This is a genomic window from Slackia faecicanis, assembly GCF_003725295.1.
Taxonomy (GTDB): Bacteria; Actinomycetota; Coriobacteriia; order Coriobacteriales; family Eggerthellaceae; genus Slackia; species Slackia faecicanis.
Window position 1 is genome coordinate 177935 of record NZ_QICB01000002.1, and the last position, 25696, is coordinate 203630.

Below are 25696 nucleotides of genomic sequence, written 5' to 3' on the forward strand. Positions count from 1 at the left end.
AAGCGTCATTTCGTGGACAGGAGCGCGTATCGGGACCCCTCGAACGCCGCGCTGCGCACAATAAACGCCGCACGATCCCCATTATGCATATATAGGTATAGGAAACCGTATGAAAAAGGGCTTCCCGCATTCGGAGAAGCCCTTTCGCCCATTATTTTGCAACGTTCGCCGGATCGCGCCGGCGCCAAAGCCATTATGCAACGCGGTCTATTCCACCGTTCCGTAGGTATAGCCCCATCCATGGCCGGCGATCGACGAATTCAACTGAACGCACAACGCCACACGCGTGTACGCCCCCGGCGGCAGCAGATCCACGATTTCTCGCAAATCGGCACAGATGTCGAACGTTTCCGCCGCAAGGATCACATCCAGCCGCTCCACGATGCGGGCGTTCTTATACAGGTAGTCCACCACGCGCTGAAGCTCGCCGTAGGATTCGCTGCGTTCGAGCAATGCCATACGCGCCCCTTCCCTATCGCAGGCAATCGGCGCCGGCAACGGCCACGGCAAGCGCGCCCGTGCATGCGGGGGTGGCCTGTCCGCAGGCACGCACGAACTGCGCTCCCGCCGCGCGCACGGCAAGCGCCGCATCGGCCAAAGCGTCGGGAAGCGCGTAAGGGTTTTCGGGAACGGGCGCACCCAGGCTTGCACGCTTCTTTTCGGCGGGCGTAGCGGCCTTCAGTTCGATCTGCACCAGGATGGGCTTATCGGTAAGCGCGGCCAGGCGGCGCACCGCATCGCTCAGCGTTTGCTCGTCGCCCGCGCAGGCGATACCCGCCACGTCGGCCTTATCGAGCGCCGCCGCAACGTCTTCGAACGAGCCGCCCGCGAACGTTCCATCCTGCTGAAGGTCGACCGAGGCGAACACCGGGCGATCGGTGGCGGCGCGAGCGCCCGCAACCGCACATTCCACATCGGCCGCGCTGCGCAGGCCGTTCATCAGAACGGCATCGAAGCCGTGATCGCCGAACGCGCGCACGGCGTCTTCATACTGTTCAATATTCTGAGCGCGCGACGTTTCGCTGTCGGCATCGAGCGGCAGGCCGCACGTGCCCACTTCGCACACGAGGTGCTGCGGCTTGCAATCCTGCGCGCTTTCGAGCGCCGCGGCGGCAAGCTCGGCCGTCCTGCCCTCCATGCGCTTATGGGCCAGGCGCGCCTCGCAGATTCCTTCGGTATTGGTAACAAGGCACTGGGCTCCGGCGGTCATGTGCATCTTCAGCGCATCATGCACGGTTTCGGGCTCCATCAGGCTGACGAATTCGGCATCGGATCGAACGTCGATGCCCTGACGCTCCAGCGCGTATTCGATCGGCGCAGAAAGGACCAGCATGTCTTTATGGAAACGTATCTCGATATCGGGCATGGTGCGGCGTCCTTTCGAAGGTCGGAAACAGGATTCGGGAAAATCGGGGGTCGCACGCGGCACGTCCGTCGGAATGCCGGCGGCGCGGCGTGCGGTTCGGGGCCTGCGGCGCGCGCGGCGAAACGCGGGGCGCGGCGGCATTGGTACGCAGGTCATTGTATCGCACGGTTCGAGCGACGAATCCGCGGCAGCGCTCGGCCGGAAAACCACCGGAGCCGACGACACCCCGTCCGCTCTTCTTTTCGCAAGGCGAACGGCCGTATTTGACGGGCTGTTGACCCCTTTACATCTTCTTGTCATTTAGCACATGGGACATACATATCCCCATCATAGGTTCTTGAAACCGCCCTTCTATACTAAGACCTGCAAGCGCGAAGGCTTCCCCTCCTTCCCTTGTCTGCCAAAGAGCAGTTGCGATGCTTGAAGCATCGTTCATCCCCCTCCTTGTGTGAGGCCCGGCTTCCCTTCCGGGCCTCGATTTTTTTCTCAGGCTTTTTCGCGAACGCGCTCCGCCGTAACGTTCGACCGCAACGCTTTGAAACCCCTCTGGCAACTCTTCGCCCCGAGCGGCTCCCATTACGAGAAAACCCCGTTCAAGGGGCTGTTTTAAGGGCGTTTTTCTTGTTTTGAAACCTTCCTGAAAACAAGCGGGGCGCCCGTTCATCAGACCTCCATAGCCACGTCATATTTCCTCGAAACACGGCACGTATACTAGGACTCGTAAGTTCGAAGGCACCCCTCCTCCGAACAACTGCTTTGACAGCAGCTAAGACGGCTTCAAGCCGTTCATTCCCCTCCTTGTATGAGGCCCGGCTTCCCCTCCGGGCCTCGATTCGTTTCCGGGGCTTTTCCCCTTCGCGCAAGCACGCACGAGCAGGCACGAACCGCGCCGCGGGCGCTACCGGTCTTTCGCGGCTTTGGCCATAAGGTCGCGCGCATGAGCGAGCGAGGCTTCGCTTGCATCGCCCGACAGCATGCGGGCCACTTCGCACACGCGTTCTTCGCCTTGAAGCGCGAACAGCTCGGTCTGCGGCAGTTCTTCGTTAGGAACCACTTTCTTCACCATGTAATGCGTCTGGGCGCGCACGGCGATCTGCGCAAGATGCGTGACCACGATCACCTGATGCGTGGCGGCAAGATCGGCCAGCACATCGGCCAGCGCAAGGGCCGCGGTGCCGCCCACTCCCGCATCCACCTCATCGAACACGAGCGTCTGCGCCGCATCGGCCGCGCCGAGCGATGCCTTGATGGCAAGCATGACGCGGCTTACCTCGCCGCCTGAAGCGATGCGCGCCAAAGGGCGCGGCGTCATGCCGGCCGCGGCGCGGTAGCAGAACTCCATCTTGCACGATCCGGCGCGCGTCCATTTTTCGCGATCGAGGGGCGTGAATTCGCACAGCAGCTCGGCCGACCCCATTTCAAGGCGCGCCATGTACGCATTCACCCGCTCCGTGAAACGCGGCGCGGCGGCGCGGCGGGCGGCGTCGAGCGCATCGGCCGCGCCGGCAAGCCGCTGCTCGGCCTGATCGAGCGCGCGCGTGGCCTGCTCGATCTTTCGATCGGCATCGTCGACCGAGGAAACCAGTTCGACGGCCTGGGCGCGGCGCTCCAGCACGTCTTGCATGCGCGGGCCGTATGCGCGCATGAGCCCCTGCATGGCGCCCATGCGTTCCTGCAGGCGCTCAAGCGCCCCAGGGTCGCGGTCGATCGAATCGCGATAGGCGCGCACGTCGCGCGCGGCGTCTTCGATGACGTAGGACGCATCGGTCAGGGATGCACACAGGGCGTCGAGCGACGAATCCATGGCTCGCATGCTTTCGAGCTGCATGAGCGCTTCGTTGAGCGACGCTATGACGCCCCGTTCGCCCGCAAGGCCGTAATAGGCAGCATCGCCCGCCTGCGCCAGCGATTCGGCGTTTTCGACGCGCGGCAGTTCGGCGATGATTTCTTCGTATTCCTCCGATGTGGGGTTCACTTCATCTATACGCTGTAAAGTGAAACGTGCTTCCTCGAGCTGGGCCGAATCGGCGCGACACGCCTCCTGCACCGCTTCGAGCGCCGCGCGGGCCTGCTGCGCTTCGACGAATGCCTCTTCATACGCCGCACGAGCGTCGGAAACATCCTGCCCCGCCCAGGCATCCAGCATGGCCATATGGTTCGCAGGTTTCAGCAAACGCTGCTGCTCGTGCTGGCCGCACAGATCCACCGATCCGCCCACCAGAGCGGCGAGCTGTTTCACCGTTGCCATGGACCCGTCGATCGTCGCGCGGCTGCGGCCGTCGGCACCCACCTTGCGCACCGCCACATGGCCGTCAGAGGCATCGTCATTCAAGAACACGCGGCCCTCGACCACCGCGGAGGGAGCCCCTTCGCGCACGGTGGCGGCATCGGCCCGCTCGCCCACCAGCAGCTTGACGGCCGATAGCAAGGCCGTTTTTCCCGAGCCGGACTCGCCCGTGACCGCCGTCAGGCCGGCGGCAGGGCAAAACGACGCCTCGCGGATCAGCGCGACGTTTCGGACATGAAGCTCATCGAGCATGGCACACCTCGCAATGCGGACCTGCGTCCATAAGAAACGAATACGAACTGTTGTTCGTTTCATTATGGCACAATAAGGGCCGACCGACCGACGGCTTCATGGCCTTGCGAGAGGTTTCCAAGGTTTTCGGAAATATTTGTTAGCCACGGAAAACTTTGCTATCATGGCCTGGTTTCCGCATAAACGACGTCGCCCATCGCCCGATACGCCTTGAAGGAGTTCCCGTGAAACGACCCGTTCTGCTTGCCTGCGCCTGGATCTGCTGCGCCGTCGGCTTCGTCGGCGTGGTCATACCCGTCATGCCCACCACCCCGCTCATCCTGCTTGCCACGTTCCTGTTCGCGAAAAGCTCGCCGCGCTGCCACGCGTGGATCCGCAAGACGCGCGTGTATCGCTCGTACGTGGAGCCCTTCAAAGAACAGGGCGGCATTCCGTTCAGGCGCAAGCTGCACATTCTGGGCGTTTCGTTCACCGTGATGGGACTCAGCGCCATTCTTGCCCCCCACCCCGTTGTATGGGCGGTTCTGGGAGCCGTGGCGGCGTTTCTGCTGTGGCTTATGGCATGGCGCATTCCCACCGTGGGAAATATCCCCGCAGCGGCCCCGCGCAAAGCGAGTGAAGACGACTGAGGGCTCGGCGGCCGAACGGCTTACGGCATAGCTGCGCAAGGGCGATGCACCTGATCGAGCCGGCAGCAAAAAGCCCGCAAGACGGGAGGCCGCACGAGCGACCTCACGCAGCCGGGCACGACAACCCGCAGGCCGCGATGCCACATCGGGCTGCGCGACCTATCGCGAACGGCATGCCCCTCGCCTTCCAAAACCCTCGAAACGACGAACGGCCGGTTCGAACGATCGCGATGATTCGCTTTCATTCGAACCGGCCGTTTTCATGCCGTGAAGCGCTTTCGAAGCGGACGGGCGGCTATTCCTCGCCGAACGCCACTTCCAAGAAGTCGGTGCGGGCTTCGCCGCGCTGGAAGATTTCCGCATCGAGCACGCGCTTGTGGAACGGAATGGTGGTGGCGATGCCTTCGATCTTGAACTCGTCGAGCGCACGCCTGCCGCGAGCCAAGGCCTCGTCGCGATCCTGGCCCCACACGATCAGCTTGGCCACCATGGAATCGTAGAACGGAGAGATGACCGAACCCGCCGACACATAGGACTCCACGCGGATGCCCGGGCCGCCCGGCACGTCGAAACGCGTGATGGTGCCGGGGCACGGACGAAAGCCGTTCGCAGGGTCTTCCGCGTTGATGCGGAATTCGATCGCATGGCCGTTCGGCGAGAACGGGGCGCGATCGGCGCAGCTCATGGGCTCGCCCGAAGCGATGCGCAGCTGCTCTTTGATGATGTCGGTGCCGGTGATCTGCTCGGTGACCGGGTGCTCCACCTGCACGCGGGTGTTCATTTCCATGAAATAGAACTTGCCGCTTTCATCGAGCAGGAACTCGATGGTGCCGGCGTTGCGGTAGTCCACTGCCTCGACGGCCTTGACGGCGGCTTCGCCCATGGCGGCGCGCAGCTCGTCGTCGAGCGCCGGAGAGGGGGCTTCTTCGAGCAGCTTCTGGTGGCGGCGCTGGATAGAGCAGTCGCGCTCGCACAGGGCCACATGGTTGCCGAAATCGTCGGCCAGAACCTGGATTTCGATGTGGCGCGGGCGAAGCACGAGCTTCTCCAGATACACGTCGTCGTTGCCGAAGGCCGCTGCGGCCTCGGCCTTGGCGGCCGTGTAGGCGCTTTCCAAGTCGGCGGGGTCGTGCACTTCGCGCATGCCCTTGCCGCCGCCGCCGGCGGACGCCTTGATCAGCACGGGGTAGCCCACCTCGTCGGCGAAAGCTCGGGCATCTTCGACGCGCTCGACAACGCCGTCGGAGCCGGGAACCGTGGGAACGCCGCAGGCTGTCATGGTTTCGCGCGCGGCGGCCTTGTTGCCCATGCGCTCGATGCACTCGGGCGCGGGGCCGATGAACACCAGGCCGTTATCGGCGCAAGCGCGCGCGAAATCGGCGTTTTCGGCCAAGAAGCCGTAGCCGGGATGCACGGCTTCGCAGCCCGTGGTGACCGCGGCGGCGATGATGTTGGACATCACCAGGTACGACTTGCCCGCAGGAGCGGGGCCGATGCACACGGCCTCGTCGGCGTAAGCCACAGGCAGGGTGTCTTTGTCGGCCGTGGAATACACCGCGACCGTTTTCACGCCAAGCTCGCGGGCGGCGCGCATGATGCGCAGCGCCACCTCTCCGCGATTGGCGACGAGAATCTTGCTAAACACGCCTTATTCCCCCTCGCCCGCATCGGCGGCGCCGTGCGGCTCGATATAGAACAGCGGGGTGCCGAACTCGACGGCGGTGGCATCGTCCAGGCAGACCTCGCGCACCGTGCCCATCTGAGGCGCTGCGATTTCGTTCATGAGCTTCATAGCCTCGACGATGCACAGCGTTTCGCCGGCGGCCACTTCATCGCCCACCTTGACGAACGCGGGCTCGCCCGGCGCGGGAGCGGCATAGAAGGTGCCCACCATGGGAGCGGCCACTTCGATCCAATCGGCAGGACGCGCGGGAGCGGCGGCTGCGGGTGCCGCAGCCGGAGCGGCGGCGGCAGGAGCGGCTGCCGCGACTGCGGGAGCGGCAGCGGCAACGGGAGCGGAGCCCGGCATGCGGACGCTGATGCGCATGCCCTCTTCTTCGACGGTGATTTCGCCGACGCCGGATTCTTCGACGACCTTCACCAGCTCGCGAATCTGATTGATGTCCACGTAATCGTCCTCCTTGGTCTGGCTGGACTCGCGTTCCAGCAGGAAATCAACTTGCTCAGTGGCGCGGTGCTTGGAAAGGAAGGTGCGCGCCTCGTTGGGGAACAGCGCATACATGAGCACGTCTTCTTCGGACGTGGCCAGATCGCCGATTTCGGCCTCGACCTGATCGTAGGTGGTGGTTGCCAGCGACGAGGGAGCCACGTCGGGCGGCAGCACCTCGGCGTTGCCGACGACCTTCTTGTAAATTTCCGGAGAGATGGGGCCGGGCGCCTTGCCGTAGAAGCCGCACAGGTAGTCCTTCATCTCCTTGGAAACCACGCTCCAGCGCGAACCCGTGAGCACGTTGAACACGGCCTGGGTGCCCACGATCTGGCTCATGGGGGTGACCAGCGGCGGGTAGCCCACCTCGGCGCGCACGCGCGGGATTTCGCGCATGACCTCGTCCAGGCGGTCGGTAGCGTTCTGAATCTCGAGCTGCGAGATGAGGTTGCTCATCATGCCGCCCGGAACCTGGTGCGAATACACCTTCATATGGGTGAGCGAAGACACGCCGCGCTTGTAGTGGCCGCGCTTGCGCACTTCCTCCCAGTAATCGGCGATTTCGAACAGCAGGTCAAGATCGTAGCCGGTGTCGTAGCGGCTTTCCTGCAGGGCGGCGACGATCGTTTCCACCGCGGGGTGACTGTTGCCGAAGGAAAGCGGCGCGCTGGCGGTGTCGGCAATCGCGGCGCCCGCCTCGGCGGCCTTGATGATGTTCATGGGAGCCATGCCGCCGACGTAGTGGCAGTGCACGTGCACCGGCAGGCCGATTTCGGCGTTGAACGCCTTCACCAGGCGCTCGGTGCGATACGGCGTGAGCATGCCCGCCATGTCCTTGATGGCGATGGAGTCGGCGCCGAGGTCTTTGAGCTTCTGGCCGTATTCCAGATAGCCGTCGAGCGTGTGCACGGGCGACACAGTATAGGAGATGGCGCCTTCGAACCAGCCGCCGCAAGCCTTGATGGCCTCGGCGTTATCGACCACGTTGCGGATGTCGTTGAGCGCGTCGAACACGCGAAACACCTGGATGCCGTTTTTCTTCGCGCAGGCGATGAAGCGGTTCACGATGTCTTTCGAGTAATGCTTGTAGCCCACCAGGTTCTGGCCGCGCGAGAGCATGGCCAGGTCGGTGTTGGGCATGTGGGCCTTGATCGAACGCAGGCGCTCCCAAGGGTTTTCGTCCAAGAACCTCAGGCACGTGTCGAACGTCGCGCCGCCCCAAGCCTCGACCGCCCAATAGCCCACCTTGTCCATCTTCGGCAGAATGGGCAGCATGTCGCCGAGCTGCATGCGGGTGGCCCACAGGCTTTGCTGACCGTCGCGGATAGTGGTATCCATCAGTTGCAAACCTGGCATGCTTCACCTCTCCATCTTCGAAGCGCCTCCATCGAAGCGCGTAGGTATTACCGTCTTGCATTATAGAGATACGAAACGGCGAAAACGCCGCCGTTTCGGTCAGTAAATCACTCTGATGCACTAAAGCAGTGTATCGTTCGTGCCATCTATTGTCGAGATGGCTTTCGGTCTGCGGAGCCGCGGCGGGCAAGCGTTTCCCGATCGTTGCCGGAAGAGGCCGCTCGCCTGGGAAAAGAGCCGGAGCGCGGCGCATCCGGACAGACGTGCGGCGTAGCGGCGGGTCCGTGGCGCGCGGCGTCGCGGACGGCGTAGCGGCGGGGCCGCGGCGGCGCGGGGCCGACAGATGCGCCGCGGCCCGCGGCATCCGTCGGAAACGTCGGGCCGCGCGGCCTTCTCGCGCTGCGACACGGATGCGATGGCCCGCGCCACGGCGGGCGGCCGAAGGCGACGCGCAGACCGGCGCGGCACTATTTCACCACGATGATGGCTTCCTGGAAGCACGCGGTGGCGCAGTTGCCGCAGCGCGTGCAGCGCTCCTGGTCGATCACGGCGGGCACCATGCTCACGTCGATGCAGCCCTCGGCGCACTTCGACACGCAGGCGCGACAGCCGTCGCATTCGTCGGTGACGATGTAGGATCGTGCCTTGACGCCCGCGTTCATGCGTTCTTCGCCGAAGCGCACGGGCATGCGAAGCGCCTGGCCTCCGCGATGCTCGACCAGCTCGCCTGCGGCCTGGTACAGGCGAAACGCCGCGATGTCGGTGCAGCCCGCGGCGCGCAGGGCGGCGCCTGCGTCGGGCGCGTCGGCGAAGGCCAGCACGGCTTCGAGCGCGGCCTCTTCCACGCGGCCGCGCAGCGAAAGCGCGGCGCCTTCGTCCGCGAACGCGCCATCGGCGCCCGTGAGCGCCATGCATTTGCGCGCCGCCAGCAGCTTGCAGCATTCGCTTTCGCGGTCGACCAGCACGTACAGGCCGTCGCCATCGGCGCCCGCGACTTCGGCCAGGCAGCTCGCGGGCATGCCGGCATCGTCTACCGCGGCGGCCGCGGCCACGCGCACGGCGGATGCGATGCGCGCAAGATCGTCCAGGTATTCCATAGGTTCCCTCCCTTCCGCCCGCCGCGCCTTGGCGCGGAAGGCGGCCTCTTGCATGCGGCCCGGCTGCACGAAGACCGTTCGCGCAGCCGACGTTCGGGCCGCGAACGCAACGATGCCCGCATGGCAGCGGGCATCGCGTTTATTCGAACCATCGGAAGCGACCGCGCACGGCGCTTCCGAGCTCGTGTTCTCGCATGGATCGGGGTTGCCGACCGATGCTACACGCGCTTGACGAAGCGGCCGTCGCGAGTGTCGATCTGCAGAACGTCGCCCACGTTGACGAACATGGGGACCTTCACCTCGGCGCCGGTTTCCAGGGTAGCGGGCTTGGAGCCGCCCTGAACGGTATCGCCCTTGAAGCCGGGGTCGGTCTCGGTGACCTCGAGCTCGACGAACATCTGAGGCTCGCAGCCGATCAGCTCGCCGTCGGCGTACTCGAGGGTGACGGGGTCGTTCTCTTTAAGCCACTGAGCGGTGTCGCCCACGTGGTCGACGGGCAGGGAGAACTGCTCGTAGCTGTTGGGGTCCATGAAATAGAAGTCGGAGCCGTCGTTGTAGAGATAGGTCATCTCGCGCTGCTCGAGGCGAACGGTATCGAACTTCACGCCCGCGTTCACGGTGTCGGAAAGCACGCGGCCGGTCTTGATGTCGCGCAGCTTCATGCGGACGAACGCGCCGCCCTTGCCGGGCTTGACGTGCTGGAACTCGATGATGGTGCACATCTTGTTGTTGTACATGATGCACATGCCGTTCTTGAAATCGGCGGTAGAGATTGCCATTGACCACTCCTTCTGTATGATCGAACCCGCAGGTCCTTTTCCTTCTATCGGTCGGCGGCGCCGGCGCTGCGAAACCGCGGAAAGCGGCCCGTGCGCGCATCGGCGAGCGGCCGGCATGCGGCCCCGCCTGCACGCGGCGGCGGTGCGCCCCGCATGCTTCGGATACGGCCGCAGCGCGGCGCATCCGGAAAAAATGCCGCTATATTATAACCAGTTCATGGGTCGATTTTGTGAAAACCTCGAATCCGTCTTCGGTTATCACGCCGAAATCTTCCAAACGGCACCCCAGAACGCCGCCCAGATACACGCCGGGCTCCACGGTGACCACATTGCCGGGCTCGAGCGGCGCCTGGTTACGCGGCGAAAGATTGGGCAGCTCGTGGATGTCGATGCCCACGCCGTGGCCCAGGCCGTGGCCCATCTTGCCCGCGTACCCTTCGCGTGCGAGCACCTGTTCGGCCAGTTCATGGGCCTGAGCGCCCGTGACGCCCGGACGCAGCATGGCCTCGACCGCCTCGTTGGCGGCGCGCACGGCGGAAAACACCCGTCGCGCCTCGTCAGAGGCATGGCCCATGCACACGGCGCGCGTCATGTCGGAGCAATAGCCGTGCTTGCGCGCGCCGAAATCGAGCACCACCATGTCGCCTTCTTCGAGGCGCTTGGCGCCCGGGATGCTATGCGGCGCGGCGCCGTTGGCCCCCGATGCCACGATCGAAGAAAACGCCAGGTCTTCGGCGCCCATGCGGCGCATGGTCTCCTCCAGCTCGAGCTGCACCTCGCGCTCGGTCATGCCCACGCGCATGAAGCCCGCGATATGCTCGAACGCGGCGTCGGTGATCGCCTGGGCGGCGCGCATGGCGTCTATCTCGGCGGAATCTTTCACCGCGCGCAGGCGGCGCACGAAATCGCCCGTCTCGCGCGGGGCGGCGGCCGCGGCGCCGCCCTGCTGCGCGAGCGCCGAGCCCAGCGCGCGGTAGGCGGCAAGCGCCATGGAATCCTCGATGGCAAGCGGGCCTTCGGCATGCGCCGCGGCGCTGCGCTGCGCGACCCACGCCGCGTGCGATCCGCCCGAAGCGTCCACCTGCCACGGCGTGCCCTCGGCCGCGTTGCAAGCGGCTTGGGCGTAGCGCGAATCGGTATGCATGGCGGCTTCGTCGGCCGACACGAACAGCGTATGGGCAGGTTCGTCGTCGAACACGCCGCTGAAGCCCGTGAGCCATTTCACGTTGGACAGGTCGGTGCAGAAAAACGACCCGATGCCGGCGTCGGCCAAAGCCGCGCGCATGCGGCGAAGACGGTGTTCCATGAGAGGCTTCCTTTCTCAGTTCGCCACGGTTACGGCCGCCAGGGCCCCAAGGCCCGAAACGGCATGAAAAAGCCGCGCGCGGCATGCGGGCCGGGCGCGGCAAAACGGTCAAGGCCGGTAGATGCCCGCCTTCTTCAAGACGACGGTCACTTCGGCGGCCACTTCGGCCGTGCTTTTGCCCTGCACGTCGATATGCGCGCGGGCCGCTTCGTCATAGAGCGGCTTGCGTTCGCACCAGAGCTTGTCGGTATCGCAGCCCTGGGCCAGAAGCGGGCGCGTCCGCAGGCTGCGCACGCGCGCGAGCGAGCCTTCCATGGACGATTCCAAAAGCACCGCGAAACCTTGCTGGGCTATGAGGCTGCGGTTGCGCGGCAAGGCCACGATGCCTTCGCCGCACGATATGACCGCGGGTCCCATTGCGCTGCATTCCGCGAGCGCTGCGGCCTCGAGGCGGCGCAAGCCTTTTTCACCGCGCTGCTTGAACAGCTGGTTGGCGTCTTTGCCGTGCTTGCGGTGCAGATACGAATCCACGTCGATCGAAGCCACGCCCAGATCGCGCGCGAGACGGCGCGCCACGGTGGTCTTACCCACCCCCATGAAGCCGATGAGGAAGACGTTTTCGGTCAGAACGGCCACGGCGATCACCCCGCCATTGCCAGCCGGCGGCGATACGCCGCGACAGCTTCCAGAATGTCGTCCATGGAATCGGCGCCGAACTTCTGCAGATAGGCGTCGGCCAGCACGAACGCGGCCTCCGATTCGGCGACGACCGCCTTCGCGGGAACGTCGCAGCACGAAAACGAGGTGGGAACGTAGGATGCGGGCTGAAGCGTGGCCGCATCCGCCGATGCGGCGTTGCAGCCGATGCGCGCACCCGCCGCCACGCTGACGCGCGCGGTGAGCGGCATGCCCGTGGAAAGGCCGTCTTCGATGCCGCCCGCCTTGTTGGTGGCGCGCGCAAGGCCCGACCCCGCAACGGCGATAGGCGTATCGTGCGCGGCAAGGCCGTCCTGAAGGCAGCGCCCCTCGGCGCCGAACTCGACGCCCGTCACGCCTTCGATCGAAAACGCGGCGGCGGCGATGCGGCCCGCCAGGCCCGCGCCCGTGCGCGAGAGCCCGCCCAAGCCGGGCACCAGGCCGAAGATTCCCAGGCGGAATTCGCCCGGAAGCGTGCGGCCCTGAACCTGGGCGCGCGCCATTTCGATTTCCATAGAGCCGGTGGTCTGCGGCGAAGGGCAGCGGCAGCTCGACGATTCGATATCGAGCACCGAAGGAGGCATGGGTGCGTCGAAGGGGTTGGAGCGCAAGGCGGCATGGCCGATGCGCGTGACGCAGGAAAGGATGTCCACATCCAGCTCGGCCAGAAATTCGCGAACGATGCCCGCGGCCGCCACGCGCATGGCGTCGAGGCGGGCGTCGGCGCGCGCGTCGAGCACGGACAAATCGGTCATGCCGTATTTCTGCGAGCCGGCGGCTTCGGCGCTTCCCGGGCAGGCGACGCTACGCGGGGCGAAACGGCCCTCCATGCGCGCGGCATAGGCGGCGTTGGAAAGGGCCAGCAGGATGGGGGCGCCCGTGGTGCGGCCGTCTTTGAGGCCCGAGAGCACGGCCACGCCGGGGGTTTCGTCGGTGCAGCCGTTCGCACGGGCCCAGCGCGCCACGTCTAGCGAAGCGGCGTCTTCATGCACATGCAGGCCCGCGGGGACGCCTTTGACGATGGCGGCCAGCGTGGCGCTTTGCGGATCTCCGGCTATTTCGTAGTGCATCATGCTCCCAACGTGCTCGTGTTTTTCGCACCGATTGTAGCATGCGGAAATCGAGAGCGATTCCGTGCGCGAGAAGTTGCGCCTAACGCTCGGGATGAACGTTTTTCATGAACAGTTTCTCCACATGGCGCAGCAGAAGCGTGTGCTTCAGGTCGGCTTCGACCAAGGGCTTCACCATGGAAACGCGCATGCCCATGACATGGCCGCCCCACACGTCGGTGATCAGCTGGTCGCCGATGCACATGGTGGAGCGGCGACGCGCCCCCACCTTCTTCATGGCCGCGAAATACGCGAACGGCAGCGGCTTGACCGCGTGCGAGACGATCGGCAGGTCAAGGCGCTCGGCCCATTCGTGGGCGCCATGGTGCCAATTGTTGGTGAGGATGCACGGCGTCACGCCCGCCCGTTTCAGACGTTCGAGCCAGTCTTTGATATCGGCGGGAACCTCGTGCGTGTCTCGCGTCAGAAGCGTGTTGTCAAGATCGAGAAAGACATGGGAGAACCCCGCCTCCGCGATGTCGGAAACGGGGTCGAGAGCGGTGACGCGCGTGAAGAATCGGTCAGGCTTGAAGAAGGGCATACGGGTCCTTACAGATGCTCGTCGATGGCCTTCTGATGCTCTTCGTAGGTTTTGCTGAACGCGTATTCGACCTGGTTGGCATCATTGGTCCAGAAGATGAAATAGTAATAGTCGCCGTAGTCGGACGACGGGGCGCACACGGCCTGCAGGCAATCGATGCTCGGCGAGCAGATCGGCGTGGGCGGCAGACCCGGGTTGGAGTACGTGCTGTAGGGCGTGTCGGCCTGCACCTCGGCAGCGCTGGGGTCGTGGCCCACCTCGTAAGCGGTGGTAGCGTCGGACTGCAGATAGCCGTTGGTTTCGGTGTTGCGCGAGCTCAGGCGGTTGTAGAACACCTCGGCCACCTGCGAGCGGATTTTCTCGTCGCCGGTGGATTCCTTCTCGACGATCGAAGCCAGCGTAACGGCGTCGTAGATGCTCAGGCCGCGGCTTTCGGCATACGACCAGTCGAGCGAGGCTGTTTCAGTGCCGAACTGCGTGAGCATCATGCGGATGATCGAATCGGCCGTGGCATCGCTTCCCAAATCATAGGTTTTCGGGAAGAGGAAGCCTTCCAGAGAGACGCCCTTAGGGGCGCTTGCGAGGAACGCGAAATCGGCGGCGTAGGCCTGGGCGTCGGATGCGGCCGACGAGAAGTCGGCGGCGCTCACGCGGCCCTCGGTGGCCTTTTCCACGGCGGCGGCGATATCGGCCAGCTTGAAGCCTTCGGGAATAGTGAGCGCGGTAGTGCCCAAATCCCCCGAGGCCACGGCCTTGATCACGTCGTCGAGCGTCATGCCCGCCGCGAAATGGTAGGTGCCCGCCTGGAACATGCCGTCCATTTCGAGCGCCTTGGCGCGGGCGAGGAAATCGTCCGCGTTCGGCACGACGCCTGCGGCCACGAGCGCCGCGGCCACATCGGCCGCCGAAGCGCCTTCGGGAACCACGGCCTTCGCGTCGGAGGCCACCGCCTGCTCGGCGCCGATGGCTTCGGTGTCGGCCGAGCAGCCCTTGGTCGCGTTGATCGCGACGAAGGCCAGCGCGGCGACCAGCACGGCCGCCAGCACGCAGGCAACCACGAGGGGCGCCTTGCTTTTGCGGGGACGGATATGGGACGTGTCGTACGTCCTGAACTGGCGCTCGCCCTGAGCATGAACCATGCGGGCTCGATGGTTGGGATGCGAGCTGTACGTAATCTGCTTACGAGGCATTGAAGTTCCTTACCTGTGTCGGGCGCAGGGGCCTGCGCCGGCTCAAGACTCGCGGCCGTTGCGGGCGTCGAGCCATGACTGCAAGAACAAGCTCGCAGCAATCATGTCCACTTTACCCCGCATGGCTCGTTCGTCCAAACCCTCTTCACGCAAAATGCGTTTGGCTTCGCGCGAGCTCATGCGCTCGTCGGCGAAGTGCAGCGGCAGCGATCGCGCCTTGGCGATGCGCCCGGCCTTCTCCTTGATGGATGCGGCCTGCGGGCCCTCCTCCCCCGCAAGGGTGAACGGAAGACCGCAGACCAGGCATTCGATTTCCCAGTCTTCGACGATGCGGCGGAACTCCGCCCCGTCGGCGAGCACGTCTTTGGCGGGCAGCACCTTCAAAGGCGTGGCCACCCTGCCCTGCGCGTCGCTGACGGCAAGGCCGATGCGCACCTCGCCGATATCGAGCGCCAGCGTTCTCATGGATTCCTCCGTTTCACGAAGATGGGCCCGCGCGCAAACGCAGGCCCATCGGACACGTCATGATTCGATCGAAAGCGAAAGCGGTCCGGGCAAACGGTGCTCGGTACCCGCTTTACGCGCCGAGCTCCTTGCGAGCGGCATCGAGGGCCGCATCCATACCGGATGCGTCCTTGCCGCCGGCCTGGGCCATGGTGGGCTTTCCGCCGCCGCCGCCCTTGATGTTGCCGGCGATCGACTTAATCAGGGCGCCGGCGTTGAAGCCTGCGGCCACCGCTTCGTCGGTGCCTGCCGCCATGATGACGGGCTTGTCGTCGTTGACGGTGCCGATCACGCAGGCGCCGGGCTCGGGCATGCGGGAGCGCAAGATGTCCCACGCGTTGCGCAAAGCGCCGGAGTCAAGGCCGTCGATGCGGGCGATGACCAGCGGGTATCCCACGTTGACCATGGCCTTGATATGCTCGGCCACGTTGCCTTCAGCAGCAACCTTTTTGGCGCGCTTCTGCTCGGCCTCCTGCTCCTTGATGGTGCGGATGTTGGCCGCCGTGCGCTCGGACACGTCGAACATCGGAACCTTGAGCTCGGCCGCGGCCTCTTTGAGCTCGTGCTCGATCTTATTCATATGTTCCAGCGCGTCGAAGCTCGTGACGGCCTCGATACGGCGCAGGTTGGCGCCGACGCTGGACTCGGAGACGATCTTCACGAAGCCGATTTCGGCGGTGTTGGCCACATGGCAGCCGCCGCACAGCTCGCGGGAGAACTCGCCGGCCTCGACGACGCGCACGGTATCGCCGTACTTCTCGCCGAACAGGGCCGTGACGCCGGATTCGCGGGCGGCGTCGAGCGAGGTTTCGTAGATCGCCATGGGAACGGCGCTCATGATGACCTCGTTGGCCACGCGCTCCACCTCGGCGATTTGCTCGTCGGTCATGCCCTCGAAGTGCGTGAAGTCGAAACGCAGGCGGTCGGGACCGACGTAGCTGCCGGCCTGCTTGACGTGCTCGCCGAGCACCTTGCGCAGGGAGGCATGCAGAAGATGGGTGCAGGTGTGGTTGCGGGTGATGCGCTTGCGGCGCAGCTCGTCGACCACGGCGCGCACGGTATCGCCCGCATGCACGGCGCCTTCGGCCACCTTGACCGCATGGCAGACCAGGCCCTTCGCGGGAGCCTTGGTGTCGACCACGTCGAGCTTGACGCCCTCGGCCTCGATCGTGCCGGTATCGCCCACTTCGCCGCCCATTTCGGCGTAGAACGGGGTAAGGCTCAGGATGACTTCGCCCTCTTCGCCCTGCTCGAGCGCATCGACGCGCACGCCGTCTTTGACGATGGCCTTCACCTCGGCGGTGGCGGTCAGGCGGTCGTAGCCCACGAAGCCGGTGGCGCCCAGCTCTTTGAGCAGGTCGTCATGGATGCCGCCATAGGTGCTCCAAGCGGCCTCGGCGTCGTCTTTGGTGGCGGCGCGGGCGCGCTCGCGCTGCTCGTCCATGCACTTCTCGAAGCCCTCTTTGTCCACCGTGATGCCCGCGTCGGCGCAGATTTCCTCAGTGATTTCCACCGGGAAGCCGTAGGTGTCGTGCAGCGTGAAGGCGGTGGCGCCGTCGAGCACCGTGCCTTCGAGCTTCTCCAGCGCGTCGGCCAGATACGCCTGGCCCTGGCGCAGGGTGACGCCGAAGCGCTCTTCCTCGGACAGGATGACGCGCTCGACGAGCTCGCGGTTATCCACGATTTCGGGATAGACGTGGCCCATGAGGCGCACGATCGCATCGACGTAGTTGCTCAGGAAGGCGCCTTCGATGCCGAGCTTGTGGCCGTGCATGACGGCGCGGCGCAGCAGGCGGCGCAGCACGTAGCCGCGGCCCTCGTTGGAGGGCAGGATGCCGTCGGCGATCATGAAGGTGACGCTGCGGCTGTGGTCGGCCACGATGCGCAGGGACAGGTCGCTGACGGCGTCGGCCTTGTATTCCTTGCCGCTCAGACGCTCGCCCACGCCGATGAGGTCGCGTATGACGTCGGTTTCATAGTTGGACTGGACGCCCTGCATGATGGCGGCCATGCGCTCGAGGCCCATGCCGGTATCGATGTTTTTGGTGGGAAGCGGGGCGAGGGTGCCGTCTTCCTGGCCGTCGTACTGCGTGAAGACGCAGTTCCAGAACTCGAGGAAGCGGTCGCAATCGCAGCCGGGGGCGCAGTCGGGGCTGCCGCAGCCGAAATCGGCGCCCTGGTCGAAGTAGATCTCAGAGCAGGGGCCGCACGGACCGGTGGGGCCGGCGCGCCAGAAGTTGTCGTCCTCGCCCAGACGGGAAATATGGTCCTCGGAAACGCCGAGGTTCTTCCAGATCTCGATGGTCTCGTCATCGTCTTCGAACACGGTGAAGTAGAGCTTTTCCTTGGGAAGCTCCAGCACCTCGGTGGCGAACTCGTAGGCCCATGCGCACATCTCGTCCTTGAAGTACTTGCCGAAGCTGAAGTTGCCCAGCATTTCGAAGAAGCTCAGATGGCGGCCGGTAGTGCCGATGATGTCGATGTCGTTGGTGCGCACGCACTTCTGCACAGTGGTCGAGCCGATGTAGGCCGGATCGAATTCCTTGACATGCAGGAAGTAGGGCTTGAACTGCACCATGCCGGCGCTGGTGAGCAGAAGGCTCGGGTCGTCGGGAATCAGCGACGAAGACGGCATGCGCTTGCAGCCCTTCTCCTCGAAGAACTGAAGATACTTCTCGCGGATTTCCGCAGTGGTCATGTACTTCATCTAGCGGGTCTCACTCTCGTTTTCATGTATCGGCGCCGATGCGCCGCTTTTCTCGAACAGCGAAATAATAGCCAAAATGCAGGCCGCGCGCGAACCGCAGCGGCCTGCATTCCCCTCAATTTACGGATTAATCGGAAATAATGCGCGACTCGGCCGCGAAACCGAGCGCGAAAGGACCCGGCGCAACGCGCGAAGACGCCCGGCGCGCACGCGCGAAACGCGACTCGCGGCGGACGGACAAGCGGGAGCGCATCCCGGGCACGCATGCGCAATCGTGCAGAAACGGCGCGGGCGGCGAAGGCCGAGCGGCAAGTCGCAACGCACGCGGAAACCCCGAATGCCGCAGAGACGCGACGGCCGAGGGCGCCGCAGGGCGGACGACGCGCAACCCTAGCGCTTCGCGTCGTCGTTGGAGGAATCGTGCGGCGCGGCGGCCTTTTCGCCGCGCAGGCGCGCGAGAATCGACGAAGGCGCGAACGGCGAGGCCGTCTTGGGGCGCGGGGGCGCCACGGCGTCTGCCACGGCGTCGGGCAGGCTTTCGTCGGAAGCCAGGCGCGTGGGCGTCCCCTTGAAGAACACGCCGTCTTCGGCGATCACCTGACGGCCCGTGCGTTTCTCGTAATAGAACACGAACACCGATTTGGCGATGGCCGCGAACGGGATGGAAAGCAGCATGCCCACCACGCTGCCGATCAGGCCCGCCATGGCGCCGCCCACCGCGCTGCCCACGAACAGGGCCACGATGACGAGCGCCGGGTGCACGTCCACCGAATCGGACATGATCTTGGGCGAGATGAAGGTGTAGACGAACTGTTGCACGAAAATGGTGAGCACGAGCGCCAGCACCGCCGCCCAGGGGCTCACGAACAGGCCGACCACCGCAGCGGCCGCGCCGCCGATCCACGGGCCCACCACGGGAATGATGTTCATGACGCCCGTGATCAGGCCGAGCGCCGCGGCGTTAGGAATGCCGATGACCCAGAAGCCCGCGCCGCACACCAAGCCGATCAGGAAGCATTGGATGAGCGTGGCCTTGATATAGCCGCCCATCACGCGCGTGAACGTGAGGTGCAGCATCTCGGCCTCTTGGGCGCGATGCTCGGGCACGAAGCGCTTTGCCTCGCGGCCGAGCGCGGGGAGCTCCATGAGAATCCAGAAGGCGACGACCAGCGCGAAGCCGATCACCATGGCCGAATTGACCACGCTCGTTCCGAAGCCGAGCACGCCGTCAGCCGAAAGACGCGCCGTAGCCGACGCCCACGACGTGAGCGCCTCGGCGGCCGAATTGAGCCAGTCGCGCACCGATTCGTTTTGCAGGACGGCGGCATACTGCTCATACAGGCGGTTCGCCCAGTCGATCACGCCCTGCACATAGCCGGGAAGACCGGCCAGCATGTCCGAGAACTGCTCGGCGATACCCGATGCGGGCGAGAACATGACGCCCAGAAGGATGCCGGCAACCACGGCCGTTCCCGCATACGATATCGCCGTTCCGACGACACGAGGGACGCCGAAGGCCTCGAGCTTGCCCACCGGGCCGCGCAGGCACAAAACGATCACCATCGTCCACGCCAGAATGGCCACGGGCATGGCAAGCACATCGAGCACGAAACCCAGGATATAGAGCACCACGGCGGCGCCGACGATCATCCACACCTGGTAAAAATGACGGCGCGCATCGTCGGTACGGTGCGCGCCTGCGTTGTTCGCTTGGGAATCGCGATTCTCCTGCAAGGGATTAATCCTCCTTGGAAGCGTACGTGAAATAGCTTTCGCCGGAATTGTCCTGCGCCGCGGGGGCGGCGGGAGCGGCATGCTTGGCGGCAGGGGCCTCAGGAGCTTCAGGAGCCGCATGCTTGGCCGCGGGAGCGGCGGGCTCTGCGGCAGGGGCCGCGGCCTGCTGAGCGCCGGCGGAAATAGACGACGCCTTGGAGGCTTCGGCGGAAGCCGCAAGCGATGCGGATTCTTCGGAGGCCTTGCGGGCGGAGAAGGCATCACGCAGCTTCTCGGTGGCGGTTTCGACCAGCTTCAGCGGCGTGTTGGCCACGGTGTCCACCGCGCTGGCGGCGCTTGCCGTGGTTTCGGCGATCTTATCGACGTTTTCAAGAATGCCGTCAAGACGCATGATTTCGAGATTGGCGGCATCCACGGCCAGAGAAACGCGCTCGACCAGCGGATCGACCTTATCGGCGGCGGGCTTGACGCTCTGGGTGATTTCCTGCACGTCTTTGAGGATCGGGGTGATCTGCGCCTCCATGGTTTCCACCGTGGTGCGGGTGCGGCGCAAGAACTTGACGGCCTCTACCAGAAACCAGATCAGAGCAGCTCCCACGCCGACGAACACGAGCGGAAGCACGACCTCGGAAATGATTGACGTATCCATAATCCATCTCCCTTGAAATATCGGGGCTTTCCGAACCTGAAGTGTATCACTGATCGCGACGGGCCCGATCGCGGCGGACCGCTTCTACACGATAGTGTTCCCAACCGTTTTCGCTGGGATGATAGAAGCAGCCCCGCTCCAGGCCTTCGGGCAGATAGCGCTGGTCCACCCAGTGGCCGGGATAATCGTGCGGATAGCGGTACTGCCCGTACTCTTCGGAGCCGGGACGGTGCCTGTCGCGCAGATAGCTGGGAACGTCGCGGCGCGGGCCGCGGCGCACCTCCGCCAAAGCGGCGTCGATGCCGGCCTCGGCCGCGTTGCTTTTCGGCGCGAGCGCCATGTAGGTGACCGCCTGCGCCAGATTGATGCGGCATTCGGGCAGGCCGATCACCTCCACCGCGCGAAACGCCGCCTCGGCGATCAGCAGCGCCTGGGGATCGGCGTTGCCGATGTCTTCGCTTGCCAGGATGAAGATGCGCCGCGCGATGAACTTCGGGTCTTCGCCGCCTTCGATCATGCGCGCGAGCCAATACAGCGCCGCATCGGGATCGCTGCCGCGCATGGATTTGATGAACGCGCTGATCACGTCGTAGTGCATGTCTTTATTCTTGTCGTAAGGCAGCGAGCGGTGCGGCGTTGCCAGCGACACCATGTCGGCCGTGATCGGAAACGGCGGCTGCGCCTGCCCGCCCTGCCCCGACGCCTGTTCGCGCGCCAAGCCCGCCGACAACTCCAGCGTGGTAAGCGCGTTGCGCGCATCGCCGCCCGCGAGGTTCACGATCGAATCGAGCGCGTCGGGATCGAGCGAGAACTCGCCTTTCAGGCCGCGTTCGTCGGCCAGCGCGCGCTGAACGATGCGTGCGATATCGGCGTCGGAAAGCGAGCGCAGCTCGATCACGCGTGAGCGCGAGATGAGCGCGGAGTTCACTTCGAAATAGGGGTTTTCGGTGGTAGCGCCGATCAGGATGACCGTGCGGTCTTCCACGGCATGGAGCAGCGCGTCTTGCTGGCTGCGGTTGAAGCGATGGATTTCGTCGACGAACAAGATCGTGCGCATGCCGTTGACCATCAGGCGCTTTTCGGCAGCCGCTATTTCGCGGCGCAGGTCGGACACGGTGCCGCCGATGGCCGACACCTCCACGAAGGCCGCGCGCGTGCTTTCGGCCACGATGTGCGCGATGCTCGTCTTGCCCGTGCCCGCAGGGCCGAACAGAATGGCCGACGACAAGGCGTCCGACTTAATCGCTGCGAACAGCCAGCTGCCGGGGCCCACCGCGTGCTGCTGTCCGGCAAGCTCGTCGAGCGTGCGTGGGCGCATGCGCACGGCGAGCGGCGCGGCGGCGAGCTTCGCCGCATTCTCCATTTCGGTGAAAAGGGTGTCCATACGTTGCGTTCTCTTCCTGCGTTGCAAGCCTGAGAAGCGGCGCCTGCACGACGCCGCTTCTCTTTTTTTCTCTATTATATAAGAACACCTGTTCGATTGCGAGAAGCGCGCCCGAACGCGGATCGGGCCGCTAACAGCCCTTCCTGATCTTGTGGATGATGTACAGGCTGAGCACCGCCGCGCCGAAGTATCCCAAAAACCCTACGATCGGCACGCCGAACAGCTGCGGCTGCATGTCCGTGGAATAGATCATGGACGAGCCGATGAACAGGCCCGCCGTGATGATCGCAAGGCTGAGCCGGTCCACGATATGCCCGAGCTTTTCCATGGGCTGGTTGGCCTCGGCCAGATCGAACCCCAGCTTGAGGCGCCCCTTCTCGGCCATATCGAGCACGTTGACAATGCGACCCGGAATCTCGACCGCCTTGTCGGCCGCGGCCACCGCCGCCATGGTGCGCGTCTCCACCTCCTTGACGGGGTCGAAGCGCTTCGTTCCGCGCTGCTTGATATAGGTTTCGACCACCTTGAGGATGCTGATTTCGGGCGTGAGCGACAGAAGCGTTCCCTGCAGCGACGCCAGGCCGCGCACCAGCATGACGAAGCTGCGCGGCATGATCACATTGGCGGTGTCCAGAATCGACATGATGTCGTTGAGCAGGGCCGCGATATCCATGGAATAGGCGTCTTCGGCGGCGTAGCGGTTCACCAGCGTGGTGAGCTCCTGCAAAAGTCTGCCGTAATCGAGCTTCTTGCCGGGGGCGTCGCTCACCCTGCCCCATTCGATGAACAAGTCGGTCAGGGCATGACCGTCCTTGAACACCATGGCCTTCATCATGTCGAAGAACAGGCCGCGCTCGTGCGGGGATAGCTCGCCCATCATGCCGCAATCGATCCACACCACTTCGCCGCGGTCTTTCTTGCCATCGGCGCGCTCTTCCTCGGTAAGCGCCGGACGCACGATCACGTTGGCGGCATGGGGGTCGGCATGGAAGAACCCGGTGTCGACCATCTGATGCATATAGGAATTGGCCAGACGGTCGCCGATGTCGCGCAGATTGTAGCCGGCCTCTTTCAGCTCGTCCACGCGCTCGAGCGAGATGCCCTCGACGAACTCCATGACGAGCACCGTTTCGTCGGAATAGCCGGGATAGACCGCAGGCGACGACACTCCCTTTTCGCCGCGCACGCCGCGGGCGAAACGCAGCAGGTTGTCGCGTTCCACCGTGAAGTCGATTTCCTCGCGCACCGTGCGGTCGAATTCGTCGATCACGGTGACGATATCGACGCCGGCGAGCACCGTGGAGCCGGTCAGGTTGAGCAGGTCGGCGGCGCGGCGCATGAGCTGGATATCGCGCTGCATGTCTTCTTTAACGTGGTCGCGCCTGACCTTGACCGCCACCGCCGTGCCGTCTTCGGCCAGATGAGCCTTGTATACCTGAGCGATCGAGGCCGAGCCGAGCGGCTCTTCGTCGAAATCGGAGAACACGCTCATGCAGTCGTCGCCGTAGAGCGCCTTCAGGCGTTCCACCACGTGCTCGAAAGGCTCGGGCGTAGTGGAGCTGCGCAGCGTCTGCAGTGCGTTGCAGTATTCCTGGGGAAGCATGTCGGAGCGCGACGAGAGAATCTGGCCCAGCTTGATGAACGTGGGCCCCAGCTCTTCGAGCAGCGTGACCAGCTTTTCGGGAGTCAGGCCGCGCGACACCTCGGTACGCCGCAAGACTCTCGTGATTTCGCGCAGGCGAGCGGCCGACGTGGTGTCTTCCAAGCCGTCGCGAACGATCTGCACGAAGCTCTTCGCACGTGCCATGAGCATCCCCTTCCCCGATACGCGGCTTTGCACGGCACATTGTAGCGCAGGGCCGAAACGCGCCCGGGAATGACACCGCTTTGTATACAGGCGGAAAAGCGGCGGGCGGCACGGGCGGGCGGCGGCTTCCCGGCACCGTGCCGCGAACGGCGCAAGAACACTTCGCCGTCACGAAACGCAGGCAGCGATTCGTGCGCGAAAGAGCGCAGGCGGCGCGGCTTCTTCGACCGACCCCCTTCGCATAACGACGCTTCGTTCGGGGAAAGACGCGGGCGGGCGGCGCAGCGGGCGGACGCGAACGGCGGCCGAAAACTCGCAATCGGCTTTTCATGTCAAGGGGTATCTTTCGCGGGCGCGTCGTATATACTCCAATCAAGCCTTGCTTCCGAAGCCGTCATTTTGCGATGGACCGATGCATTACTTTAGGGAGCTCTAGATTGCGCGTGAATACAGGGATTCGCGTCCGTTGACACGAAAGCTTTGCAACGCGTTGCGAGCACCCACCTTGTCTAGGTGGGTTCATCCTTAGGCCGGGGGCGAGGCTTCTTCATGCCCTGACAAGGGCTTTTTCATTTTCGAATACGAAAACAGCCGACGGGAGGGGCCGTCGGCTGTTTTTTTTCGTTCCGCACTATCAGGCCGCATCGTGCCGGGCCCGCATGCTGCGTTCAGCGCGCCCTGTAAAACCGAAATCCCAAGACGCGCTCCGCCGCGCACATCGTGCCGCGCGGCGAAAAGCTTTATTCGCTCGCCTGCTCGGATGCCGCGTTGCGGCCCGCGATGCGGCCCGTGGTCATGGCGGTGAGAACCGTCCAGCCCGCCGCGCAGTTCCATTCGCAGGTTTCGCCCGCCGCATAAAGACCGGCGATCGGCTGGTGCACCGCGCCCTTATCGGCAGGACTCTTCATACGCTGGACGCGCGCATCGACGTCGATCTTCAAACCGCCCAAGCTCAACGTGGTCATAGACGTGATCGGAGCCACGTAGAACGGCGCCTCGAGAGGCACGAGGAATTCGGCCGGGCGGCCGCACTCGTCATCGCGGCCCGCAGCGCATGCGGCGTTATACGCGTCGACGGTCGCCTTCACCGCGACGGGATCGAGGCCGGCAAGCTCCGCCGCCTCCTCGACGGTGTTCGCCGTCGGCCACTGTATGGGCATCTTCTCGGAAAGGGCCGAAAGCTCGGGAGTCGTTCCTACGAACGCCACCGGCTGAGCGCCGCCCTGCGCGTTCTGCTTGCGCAAAATGGCGTTATGGCCGAGCGGGCTTTCGAACGGAGTGGATTCGTCGAAGAAGCGCTTGCCGTCGGCGTCGAGCCAAATCTCATGCAGACGGAACGCGTAGTTCAGATTGACCGGGGATTTCGTTTCCAAGCCCGCAAGCGAGCTGACCAGCGGAAGACGGTCGGCCTTGCAGATATGGGCGCCATGCTCCATGGCCATCAACAGGCCGTCGCCCGTCATGTTGGGATCGGATCGAGCCATCAGCCCCGCGCTTTCGGAATTGAACGCGGTCAGCACTTCGCTGCTGCCTGCGAAGCCGCCCGAAGCAATGACGACGCCTTTTTTCGCCTTCACGTTGAAGGCGTCGCCGCCCTTTTCGGCGCGCACGCCGATGATGCGGCCCGTCTCGTCGGCCTCGAGGCCGATCGCGGGAGCTCCGGTATACGTGGTCACGCCGGCCGCCTCGGCGGTCTTGGCGAGCACGTCCATCATGGCCGCGCCCTTGCCGATAACCTGATGAATGGCGGGAAGCTCCGTGTAGCCGAAACGAGGACCCACCTCAGGCTCGAATTCGACGCCGATATCCTGGAGCCAGTCGATCGTCTCGCCGCACTTGTCGGCATTCAGGCGGGCGACATCCATATCGAACGCGCCGTACCATTCGGGATTCGCCGTGAACCACTCGAACACTTCGTCGGCCGTAAGCTCGATGCCCGCATCCTTCTGAAGGCGCGTGCCCCATCCGCCCAGGATGCCATCGCACAGCGCAGAATCGCCGCCGATCTTTTCGGCCTTTTCGAGCACCACGACGCTCGCGCCGTTTTCGGCCGCCTCGATGGCGGCGGCGTAACCGCCCGCGCCCGCGCCGAAAAATCCCCTGCGGCTCAATCCCTGCGTATTCTCCATAGTGACT

Annotated in this window: 20 protein-coding genes; 1 reads left to right on the forward strand and 19 read right to left on the reverse strand. The window is 64.6% G+C overall.

What is annotated here, in order from left to right; all coding sequences use genetic code 11:
- Positions 1-207: 207 nt before the first annotated feature.
- From DMP07_RS03355 to recN, 3 genes are all read right to left on the reverse strand, one after another.
- Positions 208-459: a hypothetical protein gene (locus DMP07_RS03355; protein ID WP_123197734.1), complete on the reverse strand. Its 252-nt coding sequence runs from the start codon at positions 457-459 to the stop codon at positions 208-210.
- A gap of 13 nt (positions 460-472) precedes the next feature.
- Positions 473-1366 carry a homocysteine S-methyltransferase family protein gene (locus DMP07_RS03360; RefSeq protein ID WP_123197735.1) on the reverse strand — a complete coding sequence of 298 codons (894 nt, stop codon included), beginning with the start codon at positions 1364-1366 and terminating at the stop codon, positions 473-475.
- An 898-nt stretch (positions 1367-2264) separates the two neighbouring features.
- Positions 2265-3905 (reverse strand): DNA repair protein RecN, encoded by a 1641-nt coding sequence (gene recN / locus DMP07_RS03365; protein ID WP_123197736.1) that lies wholly within the window; start codon positions 3903-3905, stop codon positions 2265-2267.
- A gap of 224 nt (positions 3906-4129) precedes the next feature.
- Here recN and DMP07_RS03370 point away from each other — a divergent pair, with 224 nt between their 5' ends.
- The gene (locus tag DMP07_RS03370) at positions 4130-4534 is read left to right on the forward strand and encodes a YbaN family protein (RefSeq protein WP_123197737.1); all 405 of its coding nucleotides are present in this window, start codon (positions 4130-4132) and stop codon (positions 4532-4534) included.
- A 295-nt stretch (positions 4535-4829) separates the two neighbouring features.
- On the opposite strand, the gene accC is transcribed toward DMP07_RS03370, so the two are convergent.
- The 16 genes from accC to DMP07_RS03450 all read right to left on the reverse strand — a co-directional run bounded on the left by accC (position 4830) and on the right by DMP07_RS03450 (position 25689).
- Entirely contained in the window at positions 4830-6179 is a 1350-nt protein-coding gene (gene accC / locus DMP07_RS03375; protein WP_123197738.1) for an acetyl-CoA carboxylase biotin carboxylase subunit, read from the reverse strand.
- 3 nt (positions 6180-6182) lie between these two features.
- The gene (gene accB, locus DMP07_RS03380) at positions 6183-8057 is read right to left on the reverse strand and encodes an acetyl-CoA carboxylase biotin carboxyl carrier protein (protein ID WP_123197739.1); all 1875 of its coding nucleotides are present in this window, start codon (positions 8055-8057) and stop codon (positions 6183-6185) included.
- A 467-nt stretch (positions 8058-8524) separates the two neighbouring features.
- The gene (locus DMP07_RS03385; RefSeq protein WP_161957011.1) at positions 8525-9154 is read right to left on the reverse strand and encodes a 4Fe-4S binding protein; all 630 of its coding nucleotides are present in this window, start codon (positions 9152-9154) and stop codon (positions 8525-8527) included.
- 218 nt (positions 9155-9372) lie between these two features.
- Positions 9373-9933, reverse strand: coding sequence for an elongation factor P (gene efp, locus DMP07_RS03390; protein WP_123197741.1), 561 nt, complete (start codon positions 9931-9933; stop codon positions 9373-9375).
- Positions 9934-10132: 199 nt separating this feature from the next.
- Positions 10133-11239, reverse strand: coding sequence for a M24 family metallopeptidase (locus DMP07_RS03395; RefSeq protein WP_123197742.1), 1107 nt, complete (start codon positions 11237-11239; stop codon positions 10133-10135).
- Positions 11240-11347: 108 nt separating this feature from the next.
- The gene (locus DMP07_RS03400) at positions 11348-11875 is read right to left on the reverse strand and encodes a shikimate kinase (RefSeq protein ID WP_244594835.1); all 528 of its coding nucleotides are present in this window, start codon (positions 11873-11875) and stop codon (positions 11348-11350) included.
- Positions 11876-11880: 5 nt separating this feature from the next.
- Entirely contained in the window at positions 11881-13008 is a 1128-nt protein-coding gene (locus DMP07_RS03405; RefSeq protein ID WP_123197743.1) for a chorismate synthase, read from the reverse strand.
- Between the two features lie 79 nt (positions 13009-13087).
- Positions 13088-13585, reverse strand: a complete 498-nt coding sequence (locus DMP07_RS03410) for a YqeG family HAD IIIA-type phosphatase (RefSeq protein ID WP_123197744.1) — start codon at positions 13583-13585, stop codon at positions 13088-13090.
- A gap of 8 nt (positions 13586-13593) precedes the next feature.
- Positions 13594-14775, reverse strand: coding sequence for an endolytic transglycosylase MltG (gene mltG / locus DMP07_RS03415; protein ID WP_123197745.1), 1182 nt, complete (start codon positions 14773-14775; stop codon positions 13594-13596).
- A 42-nt stretch (positions 14776-14817) separates the two neighbouring features.
- A complete protein-coding gene (gene ruvX / locus DMP07_RS03420; RefSeq protein WP_123197746.1) occupies positions 14818-15240 on the reverse strand; it encodes a Holliday junction resolvase RuvX in 423 nt (140 codons plus the stop codon).
- 112 nt (positions 15241-15352) lie between these two features.
- Positions 15353-17986 (reverse strand): alanine--tRNA ligase, encoded by a 2634-nt coding sequence (gene alaS / locus DMP07_RS03425; protein ID WP_123197747.1) that lies wholly within the window; start codon positions 17984-17986, stop codon positions 15353-15355.
- Between the two features lie 390 nt (positions 17987-18376).
- Complete coding sequence (locus DMP07_RS03430) at positions 18377-19720, reverse strand: AI-2E family transporter (RefSeq protein WP_244594836.1); 1344 nt, start codon at positions 19718-19720, stop codon at positions 18377-18379.
- A 4-nt stretch (positions 19721-19724) separates the two neighbouring features.
- On the reverse strand, positions 19725-20369 hold the full coding sequence (locus DMP07_RS03435; protein WP_211324497.1) for a DUF948 domain-containing protein: 645 nt from the start codon (positions 20367-20369) through the stop codon (positions 19725-19727).
- A 46-nt stretch (positions 20370-20415) separates the two neighbouring features.
- Positions 20416-21753 (reverse strand): replication-associated recombination protein A, encoded by a 1338-nt coding sequence (locus DMP07_RS03440; RefSeq protein WP_123197749.1) that lies wholly within the window; start codon positions 21751-21753, stop codon positions 20416-20418.
- 130 nt (positions 21754-21883) lie between these two features.
- Positions 21884-23560 (reverse strand): ABC1 kinase family protein, encoded by a 1677-nt coding sequence (locus DMP07_RS03445; protein WP_123197750.1) that lies wholly within the window; start codon positions 23558-23560, stop codon positions 21884-21886.
- 740 nt (positions 23561-24300) lie between these two features.
- Positions 24301-25689: an FAD-dependent oxidoreductase gene (locus tag DMP07_RS03450; RefSeq protein ID WP_123197751.1), complete on the reverse strand. Its 1389-nt coding sequence runs from the start codon at positions 25687-25689 to the stop codon at positions 24301-24303.
- Between the last annotated feature and the right edge of the window lie 7 nt (positions 25690-25696).

Excerpts from the sequence above, each read along its gene's own strand:
- DMP07_RS03355 (WP_123197734.1), bottom strand. The coding sequence starts at position 459 with ATGGCATTGCTCGAACGCAGCGAATCCTACGGCGAGCTTCAGCGCGTG.
- DMP07_RS03360 (WP_123197735.1), bottom strand. The coding sequence starts at position 1,366 with ATGCCCGATATCGAGATACGTTTCCATAAAGACATGCTGGTCCTTTCT.
- recN (WP_123197736.1), bottom strand. The coding sequence starts at position 3,905 with ATGCTCGATGAGCTTCATGTCCGAAACGTCGCGCTGATCCGCGAGGCG.
- accB (WP_123197739.1), bottom strand. The coding sequence starts at position 8,057 with ATGCCAGGTTTGCAACTGATGGATACCACTATCCGCGACGGTCAGCAA.
- DMP07_RS03385 (WP_161957011.1), bottom strand. The coding sequence starts at position 9,154 with ATGGAATACCTGGACGATCTTGCGCGCATCGCATCCGCCGTGCGCGTG.
- efp (WP_123197741.1), bottom strand. The coding sequence starts at position 9,933 with ATGGCAATCTCTACCGCCGATTTCAAGAACGGCATGTGCATCATGTAC.
- DMP07_RS03395 (WP_123197742.1), bottom strand. The coding sequence starts at position 11,239 with ATGGAACACCGTCTTCGCCGCATGCGCGCGGCTTTGGCCGACGCCGGC.
- DMP07_RS03405 (WP_123197743.1), bottom strand. The coding sequence starts at position 13,008 with ATGATGCACTACGAAATAGCCGGAGATCCGCAAAGCGCCACGCTGGCC.
- DMP07_RS03410 (WP_123197744.1), bottom strand. The coding sequence starts at position 13,585 with ATGCCCTTCTTCAAGCCTGACCGATTCTTCACGCGCGTCACCGCTCTC.
- mltG (WP_123197745.1), bottom strand. The coding sequence starts at position 14,775 with ATGCCTCGTAAGCAGATTACGTACAGCTCGCATCCCAACCATCGAGCC.
- ruvX (WP_123197746.1), bottom strand. The coding sequence starts at position 15,240 with ATGAGAACGCTGGCGCTCGATATCGGCGAGGTGCGCATCGGCCTTGCC.
- alaS (WP_123197747.1), bottom strand. The coding sequence starts at position 17,986 with ATGAAGTACATGACCACTGCGGAAATCCGCGAGAAGTATCTTCAGTTC.
- DMP07_RS03435 (WP_211324497.1), bottom strand. The coding sequence starts at position 20,369 with ATGGATACGTCAATCATTTCCGAGGTCGTGCTTCCGCTCGTGTTCGTC.
- DMP07_RS03440 (WP_123197749.1), bottom strand. The coding sequence starts at position 21,753 with ATGGACACCCTTTTCACCGAAATGGAGAATGCGGCGAAGCTCGCCGCC.
- DMP07_RS03445 (WP_123197750.1), bottom strand. The coding sequence starts at position 23,560 with ATGGCACGTGCGAAGAGCTTCGTGCAGATCGTTCGCGACGGCTTGGAA.
- DMP07_RS03450 (WP_123197751.1), bottom strand. The coding sequence starts at position 25,689 with ATGGAGAATACGCAGGGATTGAGCCGCAGGGGATTTTTCGGCGCGGGC.